This is a genomic window from Streptomyces sp. NRRL S-350 (assembly GCF_000719705.1).
Taxonomy (GTDB): domain Bacteria; phylum Actinomycetota; class Actinomycetes; order Streptomycetales; family Streptomycetaceae; genus Kitasatospora.
This window is the reverse complement of record NZ_JOHO01000005.1, coordinates 206,517-224,419: the sequence shown is the minus strand read 5'-3', so window position 1 is coordinate 224,419 and position 17,903 is coordinate 206,517. Positions and strand designations below refer to the sequence as shown.

At 73.1% G+C, this 17,903-nt stretch carries 17 protein-coding genes; 13 read left to right on the top strand and 4 right to left on the bottom strand.

Features of this window, described 5'->3' with window-relative positions; genetic code table 11:
• Positions 1-296: 296 nt before the first annotated feature.
• The 4 genes from IF30_RS0107890 to IF30_RS0107875 all read left to right on the top strand — a co-directional run bounded on the left by IF30_RS0107890 (position 297) and on the right by IF30_RS0107875 (position 4,976).
• Positions 297-2,939: a sensor histidine kinase gene (locus tag IF30_RS0107890; protein WP_030233925.1), complete on the top strand. Its 2,643-nt coding sequence runs from the start codon at positions 297-299 to the stop codon at positions 2,937-2,939.
• 143 nt (positions 2,940-3,082) lie between these two features.
• A complete protein-coding gene (locus tag IF30_RS0107885) occupies positions 3,083-3,763 on the top strand; it encodes a response regulator (RefSeq protein WP_030233922.1) in 681 nt (226 codons plus the stop codon).
• Between the two features lie 65 nt (positions 3,764-3,828).
• On the top strand, positions 3,829-4,236 hold the full coding sequence (locus IF30_RS0107880) for an OB-fold nucleic acid binding domain-containing protein (protein ID WP_030233918.1): 408 nt from the start codon (positions 3,829-3,831) through the stop codon (positions 4,234-4,236).
• A 2-nt stretch (positions 4,237-4,238) separates the two neighbouring features.
• Complete coding sequence (locus IF30_RS0107875) at positions 4,239-4,976, top strand: DUF3159 domain-containing protein (RefSeq protein WP_234322623.1); 738 nt, start codon at positions 4,239-4,241, stop codon at positions 4,974-4,976.
• Between the two features lie 160 nt (positions 4,977-5,136).
• Here IF30_RS0107875 and IF30_RS0107870 read toward each other — a convergent pair whose 3' ends face one another.
• Positions 5,137-5,808, bottom strand: coding sequence for a potassium channel family protein (locus IF30_RS0107870; RefSeq protein WP_030060763.1), 672 nt, complete (start codon positions 5,806-5,808; stop codon positions 5,137-5,139).
• Positions 5,808-6,476, bottom strand: a complete 669-nt coding sequence (locus IF30_RS0107865; protein WP_030233912.1) for a potassium channel family protein — start codon at positions 6,474-6,476, stop codon at positions 5,808-5,810. Before IF30_RS0107865 ends, IF30_RS0107870 begins: the two co-directional genes overlap by 1 nt.
• 247 nt (positions 6,477-6,723) lie before the next feature.
• Between IF30_RS0107865 and IF30_RS0107860 the strand changes: the two genes are divergently transcribed.
• Positions 6,724-8,799 carry an APC family permease gene (locus IF30_RS0107860; RefSeq protein ID WP_030233909.1) on the top strand — a complete coding sequence of 692 codons (2,076 nt, stop codon included), beginning with the start codon at positions 6,724-6,726 and terminating at the stop codon, positions 8,797-8,799.
• A 446-nt stretch (positions 8,800-9,245) separates the two neighbouring features.
• The gene (locus IF30_RS0107855; protein ID WP_030233906.1) at positions 9,246-10,541 is read left to right on the top strand and encodes a class I SAM-dependent RNA methyltransferase; all 1,296 of its coding nucleotides are present in this window, start codon (positions 9,246-9,248) and stop codon (positions 10,539-10,541) included.
• 78 nt (positions 10,542-10,619) lie between these two features.
• Here the strand turns inward: IF30_RS0107855 and IF30_RS0107850 are convergent, their stop codons facing one another.
• A complete protein-coding gene (locus IF30_RS0107850) occupies positions 10,620-10,817 on the bottom strand; it encodes a hypothetical protein (RefSeq protein WP_030233904.1) in 198 nt (65 codons plus the stop codon).
• 281 nt (positions 10,818-11,098) lie between these two features.
• Here IF30_RS0107850 and IF30_RS0107845 point away from each other — a divergent pair, with 281 nt between their 5' ends.
• Positions 11,099-11,335, top strand: coding sequence for a toxin-antitoxin system HicB family antitoxin (locus IF30_RS0107845; protein WP_030233901.1), 237 nt, complete (start codon positions 11,099-11,101; stop codon positions 11,333-11,335).
• Positions 11,332-11,760: a hypothetical protein gene (locus IF30_RS0107840; protein ID WP_030233898.1), complete on the top strand. Its 429-nt coding sequence runs from the start codon at positions 11,332-11,334 to the stop codon at positions 11,758-11,760. Before IF30_RS0107845 ends, IF30_RS0107840 begins: the two co-directional genes overlap by 4 nt.
• A gap of 166 nt (positions 11,761-11,926) precedes the next feature.
• On the opposite strand, the gene IF30_RS0107835 is transcribed toward IF30_RS0107840, so the two are convergent.
• The gene (locus tag IF30_RS0107835; RefSeq protein ID WP_234322622.1) at positions 11,927-12,781 is read right to left on the bottom strand and encodes a GNAT family N-acetyltransferase; all 855 of its coding nucleotides are present in this window, start codon (positions 12,779-12,781) and stop codon (positions 11,927-11,929) included.
• Between the two features lie 193 nt (positions 12,782-12,974).
• Here IF30_RS0107835 and IF30_RS0107830 point away from each other — a divergent pair, with 193 nt between their 5' ends.
• The 5 genes from IF30_RS0107830 (at position 12,975) to IF30_RS0107810 (ending at position 17,819) form a co-directional block, all read left to right on the top strand.
• A complete protein-coding gene (locus IF30_RS0107830) occupies positions 12,975-13,883 on the top strand; it encodes an ATP-grasp domain-containing protein (protein WP_030233893.1) in 909 nt (302 codons plus the stop codon).
• Entirely contained in the window at positions 13,880-14,695 is an 816-nt protein-coding gene (locus IF30_RS0107825; protein WP_030233891.1) for an ATP-grasp domain-containing protein, read from the top strand. The genes IF30_RS0107830 and IF30_RS0107825 overlap by 4 nt, the downstream gene beginning before the upstream one ends.
• 214 nt (positions 14,696-14,909) lie before the next feature.
• Positions 14,910-15,749: a putative RNA methyltransferase gene (locus IF30_RS0107820; protein ID WP_030233890.1), complete on the top strand. Its 840-nt coding sequence runs from the start codon at positions 14,910-14,912 to the stop codon at positions 15,747-15,749.
• Positions 15,750-15,921: 172 nt separating this feature from the next.
• Positions 15,922-17,433 carry an AAA family ATPase gene (locus IF30_RS0107815; protein WP_051709427.1) on the top strand — a complete coding sequence of 504 codons (1,512 nt, stop codon included), beginning with the start codon at positions 15,922-15,924 and terminating at the stop codon, positions 17,431-17,433.
• Positions 17,430-17,819, top strand: a complete 390-nt coding sequence (locus IF30_RS0107810; RefSeq protein ID WP_199807835.1) for a nucleotide pyrophosphohydrolase — start codon at positions 17,430-17,432, stop codon at positions 17,817-17,819. Before IF30_RS0107815 ends, IF30_RS0107810 begins: the two co-directional genes overlap by 4 nt.
• Positions 17,820-17,903: the final 84 nt, after the last annotated feature.

The window sequence follows — 17,903 nt, the reverse complement described above, 5'->3', positions numbered from 1 at the left end:
GCCGATGGTACTGCAGGGGGGACCCTGTGGGAGAGTAGGACGCCGCCGAACAATTCTTCAGAAGAACCCCCATCCGGGTCCCGGATGGGGGTTCTTCGCATTTCCGGGGGAATTCGCCCGACTCCGGCCCTGCCTGACCCCCGCCGACTGGCTGGTCCACCGTCAATATGCCGCTAAAACCGCCCGATCAGTGGACTGATCAGCGGAAAATCGCTGGTCACGCCGTAGTCTCGAAGGGAAGGGGAACAAGCGTCCGGAGGCGACTCCCGGGCACGGTCGGATCAAGAATGGTGCTCATGGGACGAGGCAGGCTGCGGATCTACCTCGGGGCGGCCCCCGGGGTCGGCAAGACGTACGCCATGCTCGCCGAAGCGCACCGGCGGCAGGAGCGTGGCACGGACGTCGTGGTGGCGTTCGTGGAGGACCACGGCCGTCGGCGCACCGCGGACATGGTGGCCGGGCTGGAAGTCGTGTTGCGGCAGCAGGTGCTGCACAAGGGGGCCAGGTTCTCCGAGATGGACCTGGATGCCGTCCTCGCCCGCCGCCCGCAGGTGGCGCTGGTGGACGAGCTGGCCCACACCAACGTGCCCGGCTGCCGCAACGCCAAGCGCTGGCAGGACGTCGAGGAGTTGCTGGAGGCCGGGATCGACGTGGTCTCCGCTGTCAACGTGCAGCACCTGGAATCGCTCGGTGACGCCGTCGCCGGCATCACCGGGGTGCGCCAGCGGGAGACCGTCCCGGACGAGGTGGTGCGGCGAGCCGACCAGATCGAGCTGGTGGACATGTCCCCGCAGGCGCTGCGGAGGCGGCTGGCGCACGGGAACGTGTACGCGCCGGAGAAGATCGACGCCGCTCTGGCCAACTACTTCCGTCCGGGCAATCTGACCGCGCTGCGGGAGCTGGCGTTGCTGTGGACCGCGGACCGGGTGGACGAGTACCTGCAGAAGTACCGGGCCGAGCAGGGCATCGAGGGCACCTGGCAGGCCCGGGAGCGGATCGTGGTGGGCCTCACCGGGGGGCCCGAGGGGGCGACGCTGATCCGGCGGGCGGCCCGGATCGCGGCCCGCGTCTCCGGGGGCGAGTTGCTGGCCGTGCACATCTCCCGGTCGGACGGGCTCACGGGCTCCGGTTCGCCGCAGACGCTGATCGAGCAGCGCGCACTGGTGGAGAGCCTGGGCGGGTCCTTCCACGCCGTGCTCGGCGACGACCCGGCTACCGGGCTGCTGGACTTCGCCCGGGGAGTGAACGCGACCCAGATCGTGCTCGGCACCAGCCGGCGGCCCGCTTGGCAGTACGTGTACGGGCCGGGCGTCGGCATCATGGTCACGCGGGAGGCCGGGGACATCGACGTCCACATGGTCACCCACGAGCACGCGGGGCACGGGCGCGGCCGGATCCCCGTCCGGCGGATCACCGACCTGGGCCGGACCCGGACGGTCGGGGGTTGGCTGATCGGTTTGGCCGGTCCGCCGCTGCTGGCGGTCGTGCTGTCCACGATCGGCGGTCTCGGGCTCTCCACCGACATGCTGCTGTTCCTGTCGTTGACGGTGTGCGCGGCGTTGGTCGGCGGGCTGCTGCCGGCGATCGGCTCGGCGCTGGTCGGCTCCTCGGTGCTGAACTACTACTTCACGCCTCCGCTGCACACCTTCACCATCAGTGAGCCGCAGAACATCATGGCGGTGGCGATATTCAGCATCGTCGGGATATCGGTGGCGTCCGTGGTGGACCTGGCGGCCCGGCGTACGCATCAGGCGGCCCGCAGCCAGACCGAGGCGCAGACGCTCAGCGCGCTGGCGGGCACGGTGCTGCGTGGCGCGCCCGACGGGGACGGGGTGCTGCCCGCGCTGATGGAGCAGGTCCGGGAGACCTTCGGGCAGGAGAGCGCCGCGCTGCTGGAGCGTCCGGAGCCGGTCGGCCCCTGGGTGCCGGTGGCCGCCGCCGGGCCCCGGCCGCCGGAGCGTCCGGAGGAGGCCGACGTGGACGTTCCGGTCGGGGAGAGCCTGGCGCTGGTGCTGCGCGGCCGGGTGCTTCCCGGGGCGGACCGGCGCCTGCTCGGGGCCTTCGCCGCTCAGGCCGCCGTGGTGCTGGAGCGCCGCAGGCTGGCCCGCGAGGCCGTCGCCGCCCGTCGGGAGGCCGAGGGCAACCGGATCCGGACGGCACTGCTGGCCGCCGTCTCGCACGACCTGCGCACTCCGCTGGCCGGCATCAAGGCTTCGGTGACCTCGCTGCGTTCGGCCGACGTCCAGTGGGAACCGGAGGACGAGGCAGAGCTGCTGGCCGGGATCGAGGCCGGGGCCGACCGCCTGGACCATCTGATCAACAACCTGCTCGACATGAGCCGGCTGCAGACCGGGACGGTCACCCCGCTGATCCAGGAGACCGACCTGGACGAGGTGGTGCCCTACGCGCTCGGCGGGGTGCCGGCGGACGCCGTCCGGCTGGACGTGCCGGAGACGCTGCCGATGATCCGGGCCGACGGCGGACTGCTGGAGCGCTCGCTGGCCAACCTTGTCGAGAACGCCGTCAAGTACAGCCCGGACGGCGTCAAGGTGCTGGTCAAGGCCGACGCGCTGGAGCAGCCGGGATTCCCGGGCCGGGTCGAGCTGCGGATCGTCGACCGGGGGCCGGGCGTGCCGGAGGAGGCCAAGGAGAGGATCTTCGCTCCGTTCCAGCGGTACGGCGACGCGCCGCGGGGCGCCGGGGTCGGTCTGGGCCTTGCGGTGGCACGGGGCTTCGTCGAGGCGATGGACGGTACCGTCACCGCCGAGGACACCCCTGGCGGCGGGCTCACGATGGTCGTCAGCCTGCCGGCCGTCGAACGGCCACCCGAAACGCCCGAACTGCCCGAACTGCCCGGACCGCCCTCACCGGATGAGCCCGATGAGCCGGATGAGCCGGGTGGCGACGGAAGCGGCCCGCTCGCGGAACTGATCACCTGAGCCCGGTGGGGCCCGGCGCTCCCCGGCGCTCCCCGGTGGCGCCGCGTCGTACCGAAAGCCGGTCCTCCGAGTCCCAGTCCCAAGCCTCCAGTCCCCAGTCCCCAGTCCGAAAGTCAGACAGCCCTGAAAGGCGGAGCCCGCACATGACCCGGGTCCTCGTCGTGGACGACGAACCGCAGATCGTCCGCGCGCTGGTGATCAACCTCAAGGCCCGCAAGTACGAGGTGGACGCGGCCCATGACGGCGCGAGCGCCCTGGAACTGGCCGCCGCCCGGCACCCGGACGTCGTCGTCCTCGACCTGGGCCTGCCCGACATGGACGGTGTCGAGGTGATCCGGGGCCTGCGCGGCTGGACCCGGGTGCCGATCATCGTGCTGTCGGCCCGGCACGCCTCGGACGAGAAGGTGGAGGCACTGGACGCCGGCGCCGACGACTACGTCACCAAGCCGTTCGGCATGGACGAACTGCTCGCCCGGATGCGGGCCGCCGTGCGGCGGGCCGAGCCGGTGGCCGGCGAGGCCGACTCGCTGGTGGTCACCGAGAGCTTCACGGTCGACCTCGCCGCCAAGAAGGTCAACCGGGACGGCACCGACGTCCGCCTCACTCCGACCGAGTGGCACCTGCTGGAGGTGCTGGTCCGCAACGCCGGTCGGCTGGTCAGCCAGACCCAACTGCTGCAGGAGGTGTGGGGCCCCGCCTACCGCACCGAGACCAACTACCTGCGGGTCTACCTCGCCCAGCTGCGCCGCAAGCTGGAGCACGACCCCTCGCACCCGCGCCACTTCATCACCGAGCCCGGAATGGGATACCGGTTCGAGAGCTGACCGCCGTTGCCCCTGGCGGCTGAACGGCCTGCCGCCGGGGGCCCGGAAACCGGTACCCTTCCCGCATGAGTGGTGACAACAGCAGCGGCCAGCCGCAGGGGCGGTTCCGCCGCATGCTCAGCCGGCTGACGTCCTCGGCCGAGGAACTGGACGCCGAGGAGCTGCGACAGGAGAGCGCTGCGGAGTCGGGATGCACGCCGATCGCCGGCTGTGGTGACCGCGAGCTGGTCACCGTGGCGGGCACCCTGCGCACGGTGACGCTCCGTCCGAGGGCCGGGGTGCCGGCCCTGGAGGCCGAACTCTTCGACGGCACCGAGGCGTTGGACGTGGTCTGGCTCGGACGTCGCTCGATCGCGGGAGTCGAGCCCGGTCGCCGGCTGGTCGCCAGCGGCCGGATCAGCCACGCACGCGGGCGCCGCGTGCTGTTCAACCCCCGCTACGAGCTGCGTCCGGTCGGACACGGGAGCGAATGAGCGTGAGCAACCAGCCCGGCGGAGACGCCGCCCAGCTCGACCTGGCCCAGGGCCCGGCAGCCGAGGACCCGGCAGCCGAGGAGGCCGCCCGGAAGGCCGCCTCCAAGGAGGCCGCCGACACCGTGATGAAGGCCTTCGGCGGCGTGCGCGGCATGATCGACATGACGCTGCCCGGCCTGGTCTTCATCGTCACGTACAACCTGACCCACCAGGTCAGCACCTCCGCGTGGGCGGCGCTCGCGCTGAGCGGACTCTTCGTGGTGGCCCGGCTGGCGAAGCGGGAGACCATCCAGCACGCCTTCAGCGGGGTGTTCGGCGTCGCCCTCGGCGCCTGGATCTCGATGAAGAGCGGCAAGGCCGAGGACTTCTACCTGCCCGGTCTGCTCTGGAACGTCGGCTACTGCATCGCCCTGGCGGCGTCCGCGCTGGCGCGCTGGCCGATGATCGGGGTGATGCTCGGCCCGATCACCGGCGAGATGTTCACCTGGCGCAAGGAGAACCCGGGCCGCCTGGCCGCCTACACCAAGGCGACCTGGGCCTGGGTGGTGATCATGGGCCTCAAGCCGGTGATCCTCTTCCCGCTCTACTTCACCCACAACGTCAACCTGCTCGGGTGGCTGAAGGTCGCCCTCGGCATCCCGCCGATGCTGCTGGCGATGTACGTCACCTGGCAGATCCTGCTGAAGGCGCCGCCGCCGATCAAGGCGCCGCTGGACGAGGAGGAGGAGCCGGCCAAGTAGCCGCCTCCCACGGGCCTTCTCCCACAGCGACCGCGCAGAGGCGACGGCGCAGGGCAAGAACGCACGGCGACCGCGCAGGGCAACGACGCACGGCAACGGCGCAGGGCCCGCACCCCTCGGGATGCGGGCCCTGCGCCGTCGTCCGGGTCCTGCGGCGGTGCTACTGGGCGCCGGAGGTGGCCGACAGCAGCTCCTCCAACTCCTCCTCGCGCTCCTGCGCGGCGACGAAGAGCAGCTCGTCGCCGCCCTCCAGGGTGTCGTCCTTGCCCGGAACCAGGACCCGGCCCTCGCGGATGATGGTCACCAGCGCGGTGTCCTGCGGCCAGGCCACGTCACCGACCCGGGTGCCGACCAGCTCGGTGTCGGAAGCCAGGGTCAGCTCGACCAGGTTGGCGTTGCCCTGGCTGAAGCGCATCAGGCGGACCAGGTCGCCGACGCTGACCGCCTCCTCGACCAGGGCGGACATCAGGCGCGGGGTGGACACGGCCACGTCCACGCCCCAGGACTCGTTGAAGAGCCACTCGTTCTTGGGGTTGTTCACCCGGGCGACCACCCGCGGCACCGCGTACTCGGTCTTGGCGAGCAGCGAGACGACCAGGTTGACCTTGTCGTCACCGGTGGCGGCGATCACCACGTGGCAGCGCTGCAGAGCGGCCTCGTCCAGGGAGGTGATCTCGCAGGCGTCGGCCAGCAGCCACTCCGCCATGGGCACCCGCTCCACCGAGATGGAGTTGGGATTCTTGTCTATCAGCAGGACCTCGTGGCCGTTCTCCAGCAGCTCGCCCGCGATCGAGCGGCCCACGGCACCGGCCCCGGCAATGGCGACCCGCATCAGTGACCCTCCTCCTTCGGCCCCTGCGCGAACGCGGCCTCGACGGCCGTCAGGTCGGCCCGGCGCAGCATCACGTGCACCAGGTCGCCTTCCTGCACCACCATCTGCGGCGTGGGCAGGACGCCCTCGCCGAGTCGGGTGACGAACGCCACCCGGGTGCCGGAGGCCTCCTCCAGCGCACCGATCCGGTGGCCCACCCAGCTGGGGTCGTACGCGACCTCGGCCAGCTGCACGCCGCCGCTCGGGTCCTGCCACAGCGGCTCGGCGCCGCTCGGCAGCAGCCGGCGCAGCATCTGGTCGGCCGTCCAGCGGACCGTCGCCACGGTGGGGATGCCCAGGCGCTGGTAGACCTCGGCGCGGCGGGGGTCGTAGATCCGGGCCGCGACGTTCTCGACGCCGAAGTTCTCCCGGGCCACCCGTGCGGCGATGATGTTGGAGTTGTCGCCGCTGGAGACCGCGGCGAAGGCGCCGGCCTCCTCGATGCCCGCCTCGCGCAGGGTGTCCTGGTCGAAGCCGACGCCGGTCACCCGGCGCCCGTTGAACCCCGCGCCCAGCCGGCGGAACGCGGTCGGGTCCTGGTCGACGACGGCGACCGAGTGGCCCTGTTTCTCCAGGGCTCTCGCGAGGGCGGAGCCCACGCGGCCGCAGCCCATGATGACGATGTGCACCGGCGCTACCTCACCCGTTCCGTTGGGGCACTGACCTGCGCAAACACCGTTCATCTCCCTTTCCGGCCCGGCTGTCCGGGACGAGCGTTCTCGTGGGGCGCCGGCCCCGGCAACACCCCGCAATCCGAGTGTTGCCCGCCGACTCGTATGCGACACGCTAGCCGGTCCATAGAACGCAGTCGCGACGAAGGGGGGGACAAACGGCGGAGCCTTGTCCGGGAAGCCCCTACGATTCCTTACCGTGCCTATGCCGAAAGACCTTCCGAAACGCATCCTGATCGGGCGCGCGCTGCGCAGCGACAAGCTGGGCGAAACGCTGCTCCCGAAGCGGATCGCGCTGCCCGTGTTCGCCTCGGACGCGCTCTCCTCGGTCGCGTATGCCCCCGAGGAAATCCTGCTCACGCTCTCGGTCGCGGGTACCTCGGCGATCCACTTCTCCTGGCAGATCGGCCTCGTCGTCGCGATCGTCATGCTCGCCGTCGTCGCCTCGTACCGGCAGAACGTGCACGCCTATCCGAGCGGTGGCGGTGACTACGAGGTCGCGACCGTCAACCACGGGCCCAACTCGGGCCTGGTGGTGGCGAGCGCCCTGATGGTCGACTACGTGCTCACCGTGGCCGTGTCGACCACCTCGGGCGTCGCCAACGTCGTCTCCGCCGTCCCCTCGCTACGCGGCCACGAACTGACCCTGTCGGTGATCGTGGTCGTCCTGCTGATGGGCATGAACCTGCGCGGTGTGCGCGAGTCCGGGACCGCCTTCTCCGTCCCCACCTACGCCTTCATGGTCGGCGTGATCGGGATGGTCGGCTACGGGGTCTTCCGGCACTTCGTGCTGGGCCAGGACATGCCCGCCGAGAGCTCCGGCTTCCACCTCATGCCCACGCCCGGCAACGGTTCGCTGGCGGGCTTCGCGATGGTCTTCCTGCTGCTGAAGTCCTTCTCCTCCGGCTGTGCCGCGCTCACCGGCGTGGAGGCGATCTCCAACGGCGTGCCGGCCTTCCGCAAGCCCAAGAGCAAGAACGCCGCCACCACGCTGCTGATGATGGCGAGCATCGCCGTCGTGATGTTCATGGGCATCATCTGGCTGGCCCGCCTCACCGGCGTCCAGATGGCCGAGAACCCGGCCGAGCAGCTGGGCGGTGCCTCCTCCGGCTACCACCAGAAGACCGCGCTGGCCCAGATCAGCGAAGCAGTCTTCAACAACTTCACGCCCGGCTTCTACTTCGTCGCCGCCGTCACCGGCCTGATCCTGGTGCTCGCCGCGAACACCGCCTTCAACGGCTTCCCGGTGCTCGGCTCGATCCTGGCGCAGGACCGCTACCTGCCTCGGCAGCTGCACACCCGCGGCGACCGGCTGGCCTTCTCCAACGGCATCATCCTGCTGGCGATCGCCGCGATCCTGTTCGTCATCGCCTTCGACGCCGACCCCAACCGGCTGATCCAGCTCTACATCGTCGGCGTCTTCGTGTCCTTCAACATGAGCCAGTCCGGCATGATCCGGCACTGGACCCGGCTGCTGCGCACCGAGACCGACCCGGCCAAGCGCCGCCACATGCAGCGCAGCCGGGCGATCAACACCTTCGGCCTGGTGATGACCATGGCCGTGCTGATCGTCGTCCTGGTCACCAAGATCAGCCACGCCTGGATCGCGATCGCGGCGATGGTCGTGCTGTTCGTGATGATGAAGGGCATCCGCCGCCACTACGACCGGATCTCCGAGGAGCTCACCGCCGCCGAGGAGCCGGACGACGTGGCGCTGCCCACCCGGGTGCACGCCATCGTGCTGGTCTCCAAGCTGCACAAGCCGGCGCTGCGCGCCCTCGCGTACGCCAGGCTGGCCCGCGCCCACACCCTGGAGGCGGTCACGGTCAACGTCGACCCGGCCGACACGGCGGGGCTGCGGCAGGAGTGGGACGAACGCGGCATCGAGGTGCCGCTCAAGGTGCTGGACTCGCCTTTCCGCGAGGTCACCGGGCCGGTCCTCGACTACGTGAAGAACCTGCGCCGCAACAGCCCGCGCGACGTGGTCTCGGTCTACATCCCCGAGTACGTGGTCGGCCACTGGTACGAGCACCTGCTGCACAACCAGAGCGCCCTGCGGCTCAAGGGCCGGCTGCTGTTCAAGCCCGGGGTGATGGTCACCTCGGTGCCGTGGCAGCTGGAGTCCTCGGAGCGGCGCAAGCCGCAGAAGGCCTGGTCGGCGCCGGGTGCCGTCCGGCGTGGCGATCCGCGGGCGCCGAAGGCCGTACAGTCGAAGGATTCCGACTCCACCGGCGCGAGCGCCGGTGCCGCCTCCGACCGCAGCAAGGACGCCTCTTCGTGACCCGCAACACTCCGCCCCGCTCCTCGGGCTCCTCCTCCGGCAAGGGCTCCCGCCGGGGAGGCTCCCAGCCCGGGCAGGTGTCCCGGCCGCGCTGGGGCCGACCGTCCCGTCCGGAGGCCACCGACCGCGACGGCCTCACCGCGCGCACCGCGCCGATCGTCCCGGGGGAGCAGGAGCCGTCGGAGCGCCCCCAGCCGAACCGGGGCGCGGCCGGGAAGGACGCCAAGGGCGCGGGGAAGGGTGCCGGCAAGGGCTCGGGCAAGGGCGCGGGCGCCGGTGCCGGTGCTGGTGCCGGTGTCGGTGGTGGGAAGAACTCCGGGAAGGATTCCCAGGGTGCTACCGGTGGCGCCCGGAAGGCGCCGCGCAAGCAGGCGGTGCGGCCGCCCAAGGCGCTGCGCACCGCCGCCGTCCGCACGCCGCGGCCCGAAACGCCGTCCGGCGAGCCGCTGGCCGGACAGCGGTACGAGGTCGAGGTCGGCCCGGTCGCGCACGGCGGCGGGCACTGCGTGGCCCGCCACGAGGGGCGGGTGCTGTTCGTGCGGCACGCGCTGCCCGGCGAGAAGGTCGTCGCGCTGGTGACCGAGGGCACCTCCACCTCGAGGTTCCTGCGGGCCGACGCGGTGGAGGTGCTGGAGCCCGCCAAGGAGCGGATCGAGGCGCCCTGCCCGTTCGCCGGCCCGGGCAAGTGCGGCGGCTGCGACTGGCAGCACGTCACCCCCGGCGGGCAGCGCAAGCTCAAGGCGGCGGTGCTGACCGAGCAGCTGGCCAAGCTGGCCGGGCTCACCCCGGAGGAGGCGGGCTGGGACGGCAGCGTCGAGCCGGTCGGCGGCAAGCTCCCGGCCGGGCAGGTGCCGGCCTGGCGCACCCGGGTCCAGTACGCGGTGGACCCGGAGACCGGGAAGGTCGGCCTGCGCAAGCACCGTTCGCACGACGTGCAGCCGGTGGACCGCTGCCTGATCGCCGCGGAGGGCGTCACCGAGCTGGGCATCGAGGCCCGGGACTGGCCGGGCATCGCCTCGGTCGAGGTGTACGCCGCGGCCGGCTCCTCGGACCGCCAGGTGGTGCTGACCCCGCGGCCCGGCGCCCAGCTGCCGCTGGTCGAGCTGGACAAGCCGGTGTCGATCGCCCGGGTGGACGAGCAGGGCGACGTGCACCGGGTGCACGGGCGCAGCTTCGTGCGCGAGCGGGCGGCCGGGCGGACCTGGCGGGTCAGCAACGGCGGCTTCTGGCAGATCCACCCGGAGGCGCCGGACACCCTCGTCGACGCCGTGCTGGACGGCCTGGACCCGCAGTGGGGCGAGAACGCGCTCGACCTGTACTGCGGCGTCGGCCTGTTCGCGGGCGCGCTGGCCGACCGGGTCGGCGAGGACGGCGCGGTGCTCGGCATCGAGTCCGCCAAGCAGGCCGTGGTCGATGCCCGGCACAACCTGGCGGCGCTGGACAACGTGCGGATCGAGTGCGACCGGGTCGAGACGCTGCTGCCGCGCACCGGCATCACCGCCACCGACCTGATCGTCCTGGACCCGCCGCGCTCGGGCGCCGGGCGGGAGACCGTCGCGCACCTGGTCGGCCTGGAGGCGCGCCGGATCGCGTACGTGGCCTGCGACCCGGCGGCGCTCGCCCGGGACCTGAAGTTCTTCCGCGAGGGCGGCTACCGGCCGGTGTCGCTGCGGGCGTTCGACCTGTTCCCGATGACGCACCACTTCGAGTGTGTGGCGATCCTGGAGCCGGCCGGGGAGTGATCCCTTCGGCCGGTCCGAAGCAGGAGGCGGTACCCGCTGCGGCGGGTACCGCCTCCTGGGCGTTGCGGGCCCGCCGGATCAGGGCTCGTTGTGCTCCTCCTCGTCGACGCTGTGGGGGAGGACGATGCCGTGCTGGGAGGCGAGCCGGAGGAGTGAGGCGATCCGGCCCTCGTACGCCTGGACGCCGTCGGCGTCCCCGTCGGCCCGCGCCGCCGCGAGGTCCTGCCGGGCCTGCGTGAGCTGCTCGCGCAGCTCCTGGTCGAACATGGCTGTCATAGCCGGCCTCCACGCCGCTCGGTGCCGCTCAGGGGAGTTCAGAGTCCAGGATGGTGAAGGACTCTTCAAGTCTCGCTCGTCCCGCTGGGGGTGGGGCGGCGGTGGACGGGTATGGGGGGTGGGCGGCCCCGGGGCGGTGACGGAGGGGCGGCCGAGGGCGTCGTGGGCGGGCTTCGGGTGGAGCCGGGTGACTGGGAGGTTGCGTGGGGGCGTGCGGCAGGTGTGCGGGCGGTGTGCGTGCGCCCTTGTTGTGCTAGCACTTCGGCGCTAGCTTGAAGGGTATGGCCAAGAAGCAGCTGAACGTCCGCGTGGACGCCACGACCGCGGAGATAGCCCGGGAACGGGCGGAGCAGCAGGGGATCAGCATGAACCAGTACATCGAGCGCCTGGTCCAACAGGACATGGGCGAGTCCGGTCGGGCCTTCGTCGACGCGGCCGCGCAGTTCATGAAGGAGTACGAGTCGGCGTTCCTCGCCGAGTTCGGGGAGCCGGGCGACCTCCAGGACGTGCGCCGTTGAAACTGGAGGTCGACCTCTCGTGGCTGCTCATGACCGCCGAGCAGTACACGCCCGGTGACCCGCAGGTCACCGACTACGGCTCACTGCTCGCGGCCGTCACCCGGCACCAGGCCGAGATATTCGACATCGCCGTCTACCCCGAACCCCAGGACCGCGCCGCCGCGCTGATGCACCAGCTGATCCGGGTGCCGGCCCTGGAGAAGACCAACGAACTCTTCGCGACCGCCGTCGCCTACGCCTACCTCGTCGCCAGCGGCTGCACCGTCGCCACCACCGCCCGCGAGGTGCGCAGCCTCTCCCGGGCCATCCGCGAAGGGCGGCTCGGGGTGTCCGGGGTCGCCGAACGGCTGGCGGCGTGGGTGGTGGACGAGGCCGAGGGGGAGGGCGTCAGCGGGGCGGACGACGAGGACGAGGACGACGAGTGACCGCCGCTCCCGCCGCCCCTGCTGCCCCTGCCGTCTCCGCCGCGCCCGCTGCCCCCGCTGTCCCTGCCGTCTCCGCCGCGCCCGCCGGGGCGTGGGAGCGCGGAGCCCGCGGGCGGGCGCGCGGGGGTGCCCTGTCCGGTCGGGACCGCGGAGAGGCGGCCCGCGGTCAGGAGCGCGGAGAGGCGGGCTCCGCGATCAGTGCCGTCGCGAACGGGCGGAAGCCGGCCCGGCGGTAGATCCGGGCGACGTCCTCGTCCGAGGCGGACAGGAAGACCGTTCGTATGCCTTCGGACCGGGCGTGCGCGACCAGCGCCGCCGTGACCGCGAGGCCCAGGCCGCGGCGGCGGGCCGAGGGCAGGGTGCCCACGCCGACCACCTCGCCGACCGCGCCCACCGGGTTGTACTGGCCCGCGCACAGCACCGCGCCGCCGTCCAGTGCGGCGGCCTGCACGGTGGTGCCCTCGGCGATCCGCTCCGCGACCCGCGCCACCGCGCCCTCGGCCGTCAACCGCGCCGCGGTCCGCGCGGACTCGACGGCGCCGTCCTCGCCGACGGCGGTCCCCGGCGCGCCGAAGGCCACGTGCGGGACGGCCACCGCCGCGGCCAGCTCGGGCGCGTCCGGGGCCAGCACCCGCACCTCCACCCGCTGCGGCAGCGCGGGCGTGGGGGCCGGCTCGTCCTGCGGGCCCAGCACCAGCAGCGGGTGCTCGTGAACCGTCAGGCCCGCCGCCTCGACCGCCGCACGCAGCTCGGGATTCTGCTCGGCGACCCACTCGAAGGCCTCCGGCGCGCCCAGCTCCCGCTGGCGCTCCAGCACCCGGCGGACGTCCTCGGCGGTGGCGGCCGGGCCGTCGTGGCCGAGCGTCGGGCGGGCGTAGTAGGGCCACCCGGTCCCCTCGCGGACGAACAGGGTCAGCGGGCCGAAGTCCTCGGCGCGGGCGGCACTGCGCGGTACGGCGTCGTAGTAGCGCTCGATCTCGTCGAGGAGGGGGCGGTTCGGGGCATGATCGGCAGAAGTCACGGCGTGCATCCAAGCAGGGGCGCGGGCGGGTCGCCACCGGTTTCTCGCACCGTCCGGGCGGCGATTGTTGCCGAACGCTTACCGCCCCGCGTCGATCTTGTGCGGATACGGCGTGCATGCTGATGCCTTTACAGCTCTGCCGAGGGGGACGGCGGACGTCTGCACTCGGCGAGGCAAGGGGGAAGACAGGCCCATGAGGCTCTGCTTTCTGGTGGAGGAACACTACCGGTACGACGGCATGCCGCTCGACGTGGCACGTCAACTCACCGCGTGGGGGCACCGGGTGGACGTGCTGCGCCCCGGGGACTCGCTGCTGGCGATCTCCGAGGCGGTGCGGGCCGGCAGCCACGACGCCTGGGTGCTCAAGACCGTCTCCGGCGGGCCGGGGCTCACCCTGCTGGAGGCGGCCGCCGCGGTCGGGCTCACCACGGTCAACGACGTGCGCTCGATCCGGGGCGTCCGCGACAAGGCGCTCGCGGCGGTGATCGGCCGCACTCGGGGCCTGCCCGTCCCGGTGACGTACGCCGCCGCGCGCTGGGAGCGGCTCGCGGAGATCCCGGCCGCCGAATACCCGCTGGTGGTCAAGCCCGCCGACGGCAGCTCCGGGCGGGCCGTCCGGCTGGTGCGCAGCCCGGATGACCTGCTGGAGGTCGGGCCGCAGCTGGCCGGGGAGGGGCTGCTGATCGCGCAGCCGTACGTGCCGAACTCCGGCACCGACCTCAAGGTGTACTGCGTCGACGGCGAGCTCTTCGCGACGGAACGTTCCTCCCCGCTGCACCCCGGGCAGGGCGTGCGGGAGCGGCAGGTGCCGCTGCCGGGGAGCGTCGCACGCATCGTGGCGCAGGTCGGCGAGGTGTTCGGCCTCGACCTGTTCGGGGTCGACGTGCTGCTCGGGCCGGACGGGCCGGTGGTGGTCGACATCAACGACTTCCCGAGCTTCCGGCAGGTGCCGGACGCCGTGGCGCGGGTCGCCCGGGCGGTGCTGCGGCTCGCGCGCAGCGGGACGGCCGTGTCGGCCCCCGCCGAACCCGCCGCCGCACTGGTGCCGGCGGGCCACGCGGCCTACGGCCAACTGGGCTTCGAAGAACGGGACTTGCTGTGAAGGTCGGACTGATCAGCAGCGATCCGGGACACCCGGTGTTGGCGGCGACCGCCGCGCTGCTGGAGCAACGGGGGCACGAGGTGGAAGCCGTCTCCCCCGAAGGGACGGAGTCCGCCCGCCCGGTGGCCGAGCTCGCGGACGTCTACCTGCTCAAGGCCCGCACACCCCGGGCGCTGGCGCTGGCCGGGGAACTGGAACGGCGGGGCGCGCCCGTGGTCAACTCGGCGGCGGCGACCGAACTCTGCCAGGACCGGATGCGGATGGCCGACCTCGCCCGCGCCGCCGGGCTGCCGTTCGCGGCCACGGCCGCCGCCGGTCGGCTGAGCGAACTCGCCGATGCCGCATACCCGTTCGTGGTCAAGAGCCGGCGCAGCAGGCGCCACGACCTGGTCGCCAGGGTCGACGGCCCGGCCCGGCTGCGCGAACTCGCCGAACGCTGGCCCGAAGAGCCCGTCGTCACCCAGCCGTTCGTCCCGGGGACGGGCTGGGACCAGAAGCTGTGGGTGATCGACGGGCAGGTGTTCGCCGCCCGGCGGCGGTCCGAACTCGCCTCCGCGTCGGGGGAGTCGGGGCGGGCGCAGGACTGGGAACCGCCCGCCGGGCGGGCCGCGCTCGCGCTGCGGGTCGGCGAGGTGTTCGGGCTGGACGTGTACGGGGTCGACCTGCTCGACGGGCCGGCCGAGTCCGTCATCGTGGACGTCAACGCCTTCCCCGGGGTCCGCGGCCGGCCCGGCGCGCCCGAGGCGCTCGCCGCGCTCGCCGAGCGGGTCGCGGCGGAGCGGGGGCGGGCGCCTGCCGGGCGGGGGCTTTAGGGGGCGCCGGTCGGGCCGGGTGCTGCTCGGGCGGGGTGCTGGTGGGACCGGGTGTCGGGTCGGGCGGGTGCTGGCGGGGTGCTGGCGGGGTGCTGGCGGGGTGGGGCGGTGGTCGGGCGGGGCGTCGAGTCGGTTCGCGCGGGCCGGCGGGCGGGGTCGTTAGGCTGGCTGGCGCCCCGACCGGCCGGGGCGTACGGCGAGAGAAGACGGAACGTTGCTGCAGGACATCGAGCGCTACCTGGCCTGCCCCCTCTGCGCGCAGGCTCTCACCCGGCACGACCGCAGCCTGCGCTGCCCCACCGGGCACAGCTTCGACCTCGCCAAGCAGGGCTACGTCAGCCTCCTCGCCGGTGACGCCCACACCGGCACCGGCGACACCGCCGACATGGTCGCCGCCCGGGCGGACTTCCTCGCCGCCGGGCACTACCGGCCCATCTCTGACGCCCTCGCCGAGGCCGCCGCCGCGGCGCCCGCAGGCGAACCCGACCGGCTGGTCGCCGACCTCGGTGCCGGTACCGGCCACTACCTGGCCCACGTCCTCGACACCCTGCCCGGCAGCGTCGGCGCGGCCCTCGACATCTCCAAGTACGCACTGCGCCGCGCCGCCAAGGCGCATCCGCGGATCGGCGCCGTCGTCTGCGACGCCTGGCGCCCGCTGCCGCTGCGCGACGCCTCCGCCGACCTGGTGCTGAACGTGTTCGCCCCGCGCAACGGGCCCGAGATCCGCCGGGTGCTGCGCCCCGGAGGCGCCCTGCTGCTGGTCTCGCCCACCGCCCGCCACCTGCGCGAACTCGTCGACGCACTGGGGCTGTTGTCGGTGGACGAGGAGAAGCAGCGGCGGATCGACGAGAAGCTCGGGCCGTACCTGACGCCGGCGGGGCGGCGGGAGGTCGAGTTCGCCCTGCGGCTCAGCCCGCAGGACGTGCGCACCGTCGTCGGCATGGGGCCCAGCGCCTGGCACACCGACGCGGAGCGGCTCGCCGCCGCGCTCGCGGCGCTGCCGGAGCCCGTCGAGGTGACCGCTTCGGTGACGGTGGCCGCCTACCGGCGTTGAGGGCTCCGGGGCCGCTTGGGCAGGCGGTCAGGTTGCCTGTCTGCGCGGTCCGGCGCGGTTGGTGCGGTCGGTCGGCGCGGTCGGTCAGCGCGTCGGGGTGGGGCGCCACGTTGGGATGAATCTGTCGTGCAGGCACGTTTCCGCCCGCCGGCCTGCGGCTAACGTCCGATGGGTGAACCGCGACGCCACCAGGCCCGCTGGGCCGGCCCACCTCCGACCGGACACGCCGGGGCCAGACCGGCCGCCCGTCCCGCGCCCCACCGTCGAGGAGCTCCGGCTCACCTCGTTCAAGTCCTACCGGCGCGCGGTCCTGCCGCTCGCGCCCCTCACCGTGCTGCACGGGCCCGCCGGGGTCGGCAAGTCCAACGCCCTGGACGCGCTCGCAGTGCTCTCCAGGCTCGCCCTCGGCGAGGAGATCGCCGATTCGCTGGACGGTCTGCCCGACCGCGCCGGCCCCCTCGCCGCGCCCGTCCGGGGCGGGCTGGACGGATGCGTGCCGCACGGACGGGACGCGATCATCCTCGGCTGTACCGTCCGCTCCCCGCACGGCCGCATCCGGCTCGACGTCGTGATCCGCACCGACGGCCCGGTCCGGATCGCCCGGGAGTCGCTGACCCTCGACGGCCGGACCCTCGTCGACACCGGCGAGCAGGACGTCCGCAACCGACGGGTCAACGTCTGCTGGCACAACGACACCCGCCAGGGCGACATCCGGGCGCCCTTCCCCAGCGGCACCATGATCACCGCACAGCTGCCGCTGCGGGTCGCGGGCTCGTCGGCCGGCGAGTGCCTCGTCCTCGCCGCCACCGAGGACCTGCTCACCGCGTTGCGGGAGGTCTTCCTGCTGCACCCCGTCCCCGCCCTGATGCGGGGCTGGGCCCCGGCCGACCCGGGAGCCCGCCTGCGCAGCAACGCCGCCAACCTCTCCGCCGTCATCGCCCGACTGAGCAACGAGTGCCAGCGCCGGTACGGACAACTGCTGCGCGTCGTCCAGTCCGCCGCGCCGCACCCGCTGCTCGGCCTCACCCTCGCCGAGCGCGAGAGCGGGGGCGTGCGGCGCGTCCTCGCGGTCTTCGACGAGGGCGTGCTCGGGCGCACCGGTGCCGACCAGGCCTCCGACGGCATGCTGCGCCACCTCGCCTTCGCCGCGGTGCTGCTGACCGGGGCCGGGGTCCTCGACCTCGACGTGGCCGCCGAGGTGCCGTGGGCGCACCGGCAGCTCACCGTGCTGGCCGAGGACCTGGGGGCCGGGCTCTCCGTCGAGCAGGCCGCCTCGCTGCTGCGGCTGGCACGGGACATGGCGGAGCGCAGCCAGCTGCGGGTGGTGGCGGCACTGCAGGAGCCGGCGGCCGCGTGGGAGGCGCTGGGCGCGGGCGACGTGCGGTCGGGCGCGGCGGTGGTCGTCGAGTGCCGGCGGGATCCCGATTCGGGGTTCACGGTGCTGCGGCCGGAGGCGGCGGCGGGAGAGGCGGCCCGGGAGGCGGCTCCTGTCGAGCCGAGCCGGGAGCCGGGCCGGGGGGCGGTCCGGGTACCGGCCCAGGGCGGGCCGGGGAGCGGGCCGGATGCCGCCGGGGACGGTGCCGGTGCGGACGGTGCCGCCGCGGACGGTGCGGGCGGGGACGGTGCGGGCGCGGTGGGCGACGGTCGGGCCGCGGGCGGCGATGCGGTAGACCTGGAGGGGTGAGCGAACGAGTGACGGGAGCCGGGGATCCGGCCCTGGAGACCCTGCGGCAGCGGTTGGCGGACTTCGCGGCGGCCCGGCGGTGGGAACCCTTCCACACGCCGAAGAACCTGGCGGCCGCGCTGAGCGTGGAGGCGGGGGAACTGCTGGAGATCTTCCAGTGGCTGACGCCCGAGCAAGCGGCCGAGGTGATGGCCGAGCCGGAGCGTGCGCACCGGGTGCGTGACGAGGTCGCGGACGTGCTGGCGTACCTGCTGCAGTTCTGCACCGCGGTCGGGGTGGACCCGCTGGAGGCCCTCGCGGCCAAGATCGAGCGGAACGAGCACCGCTTCCCGGTGCCGGACGAGTCCGCCGACGTCAACTCGGACGTGGGCGACCAACCCTTGTGAGGGACGAAAGTTATCCACAACCCCGGGGTTTTCCACAGCTTCTGACAAGGTGGATGCGGGTCCGCACCGTTCCTCGCACGCTTG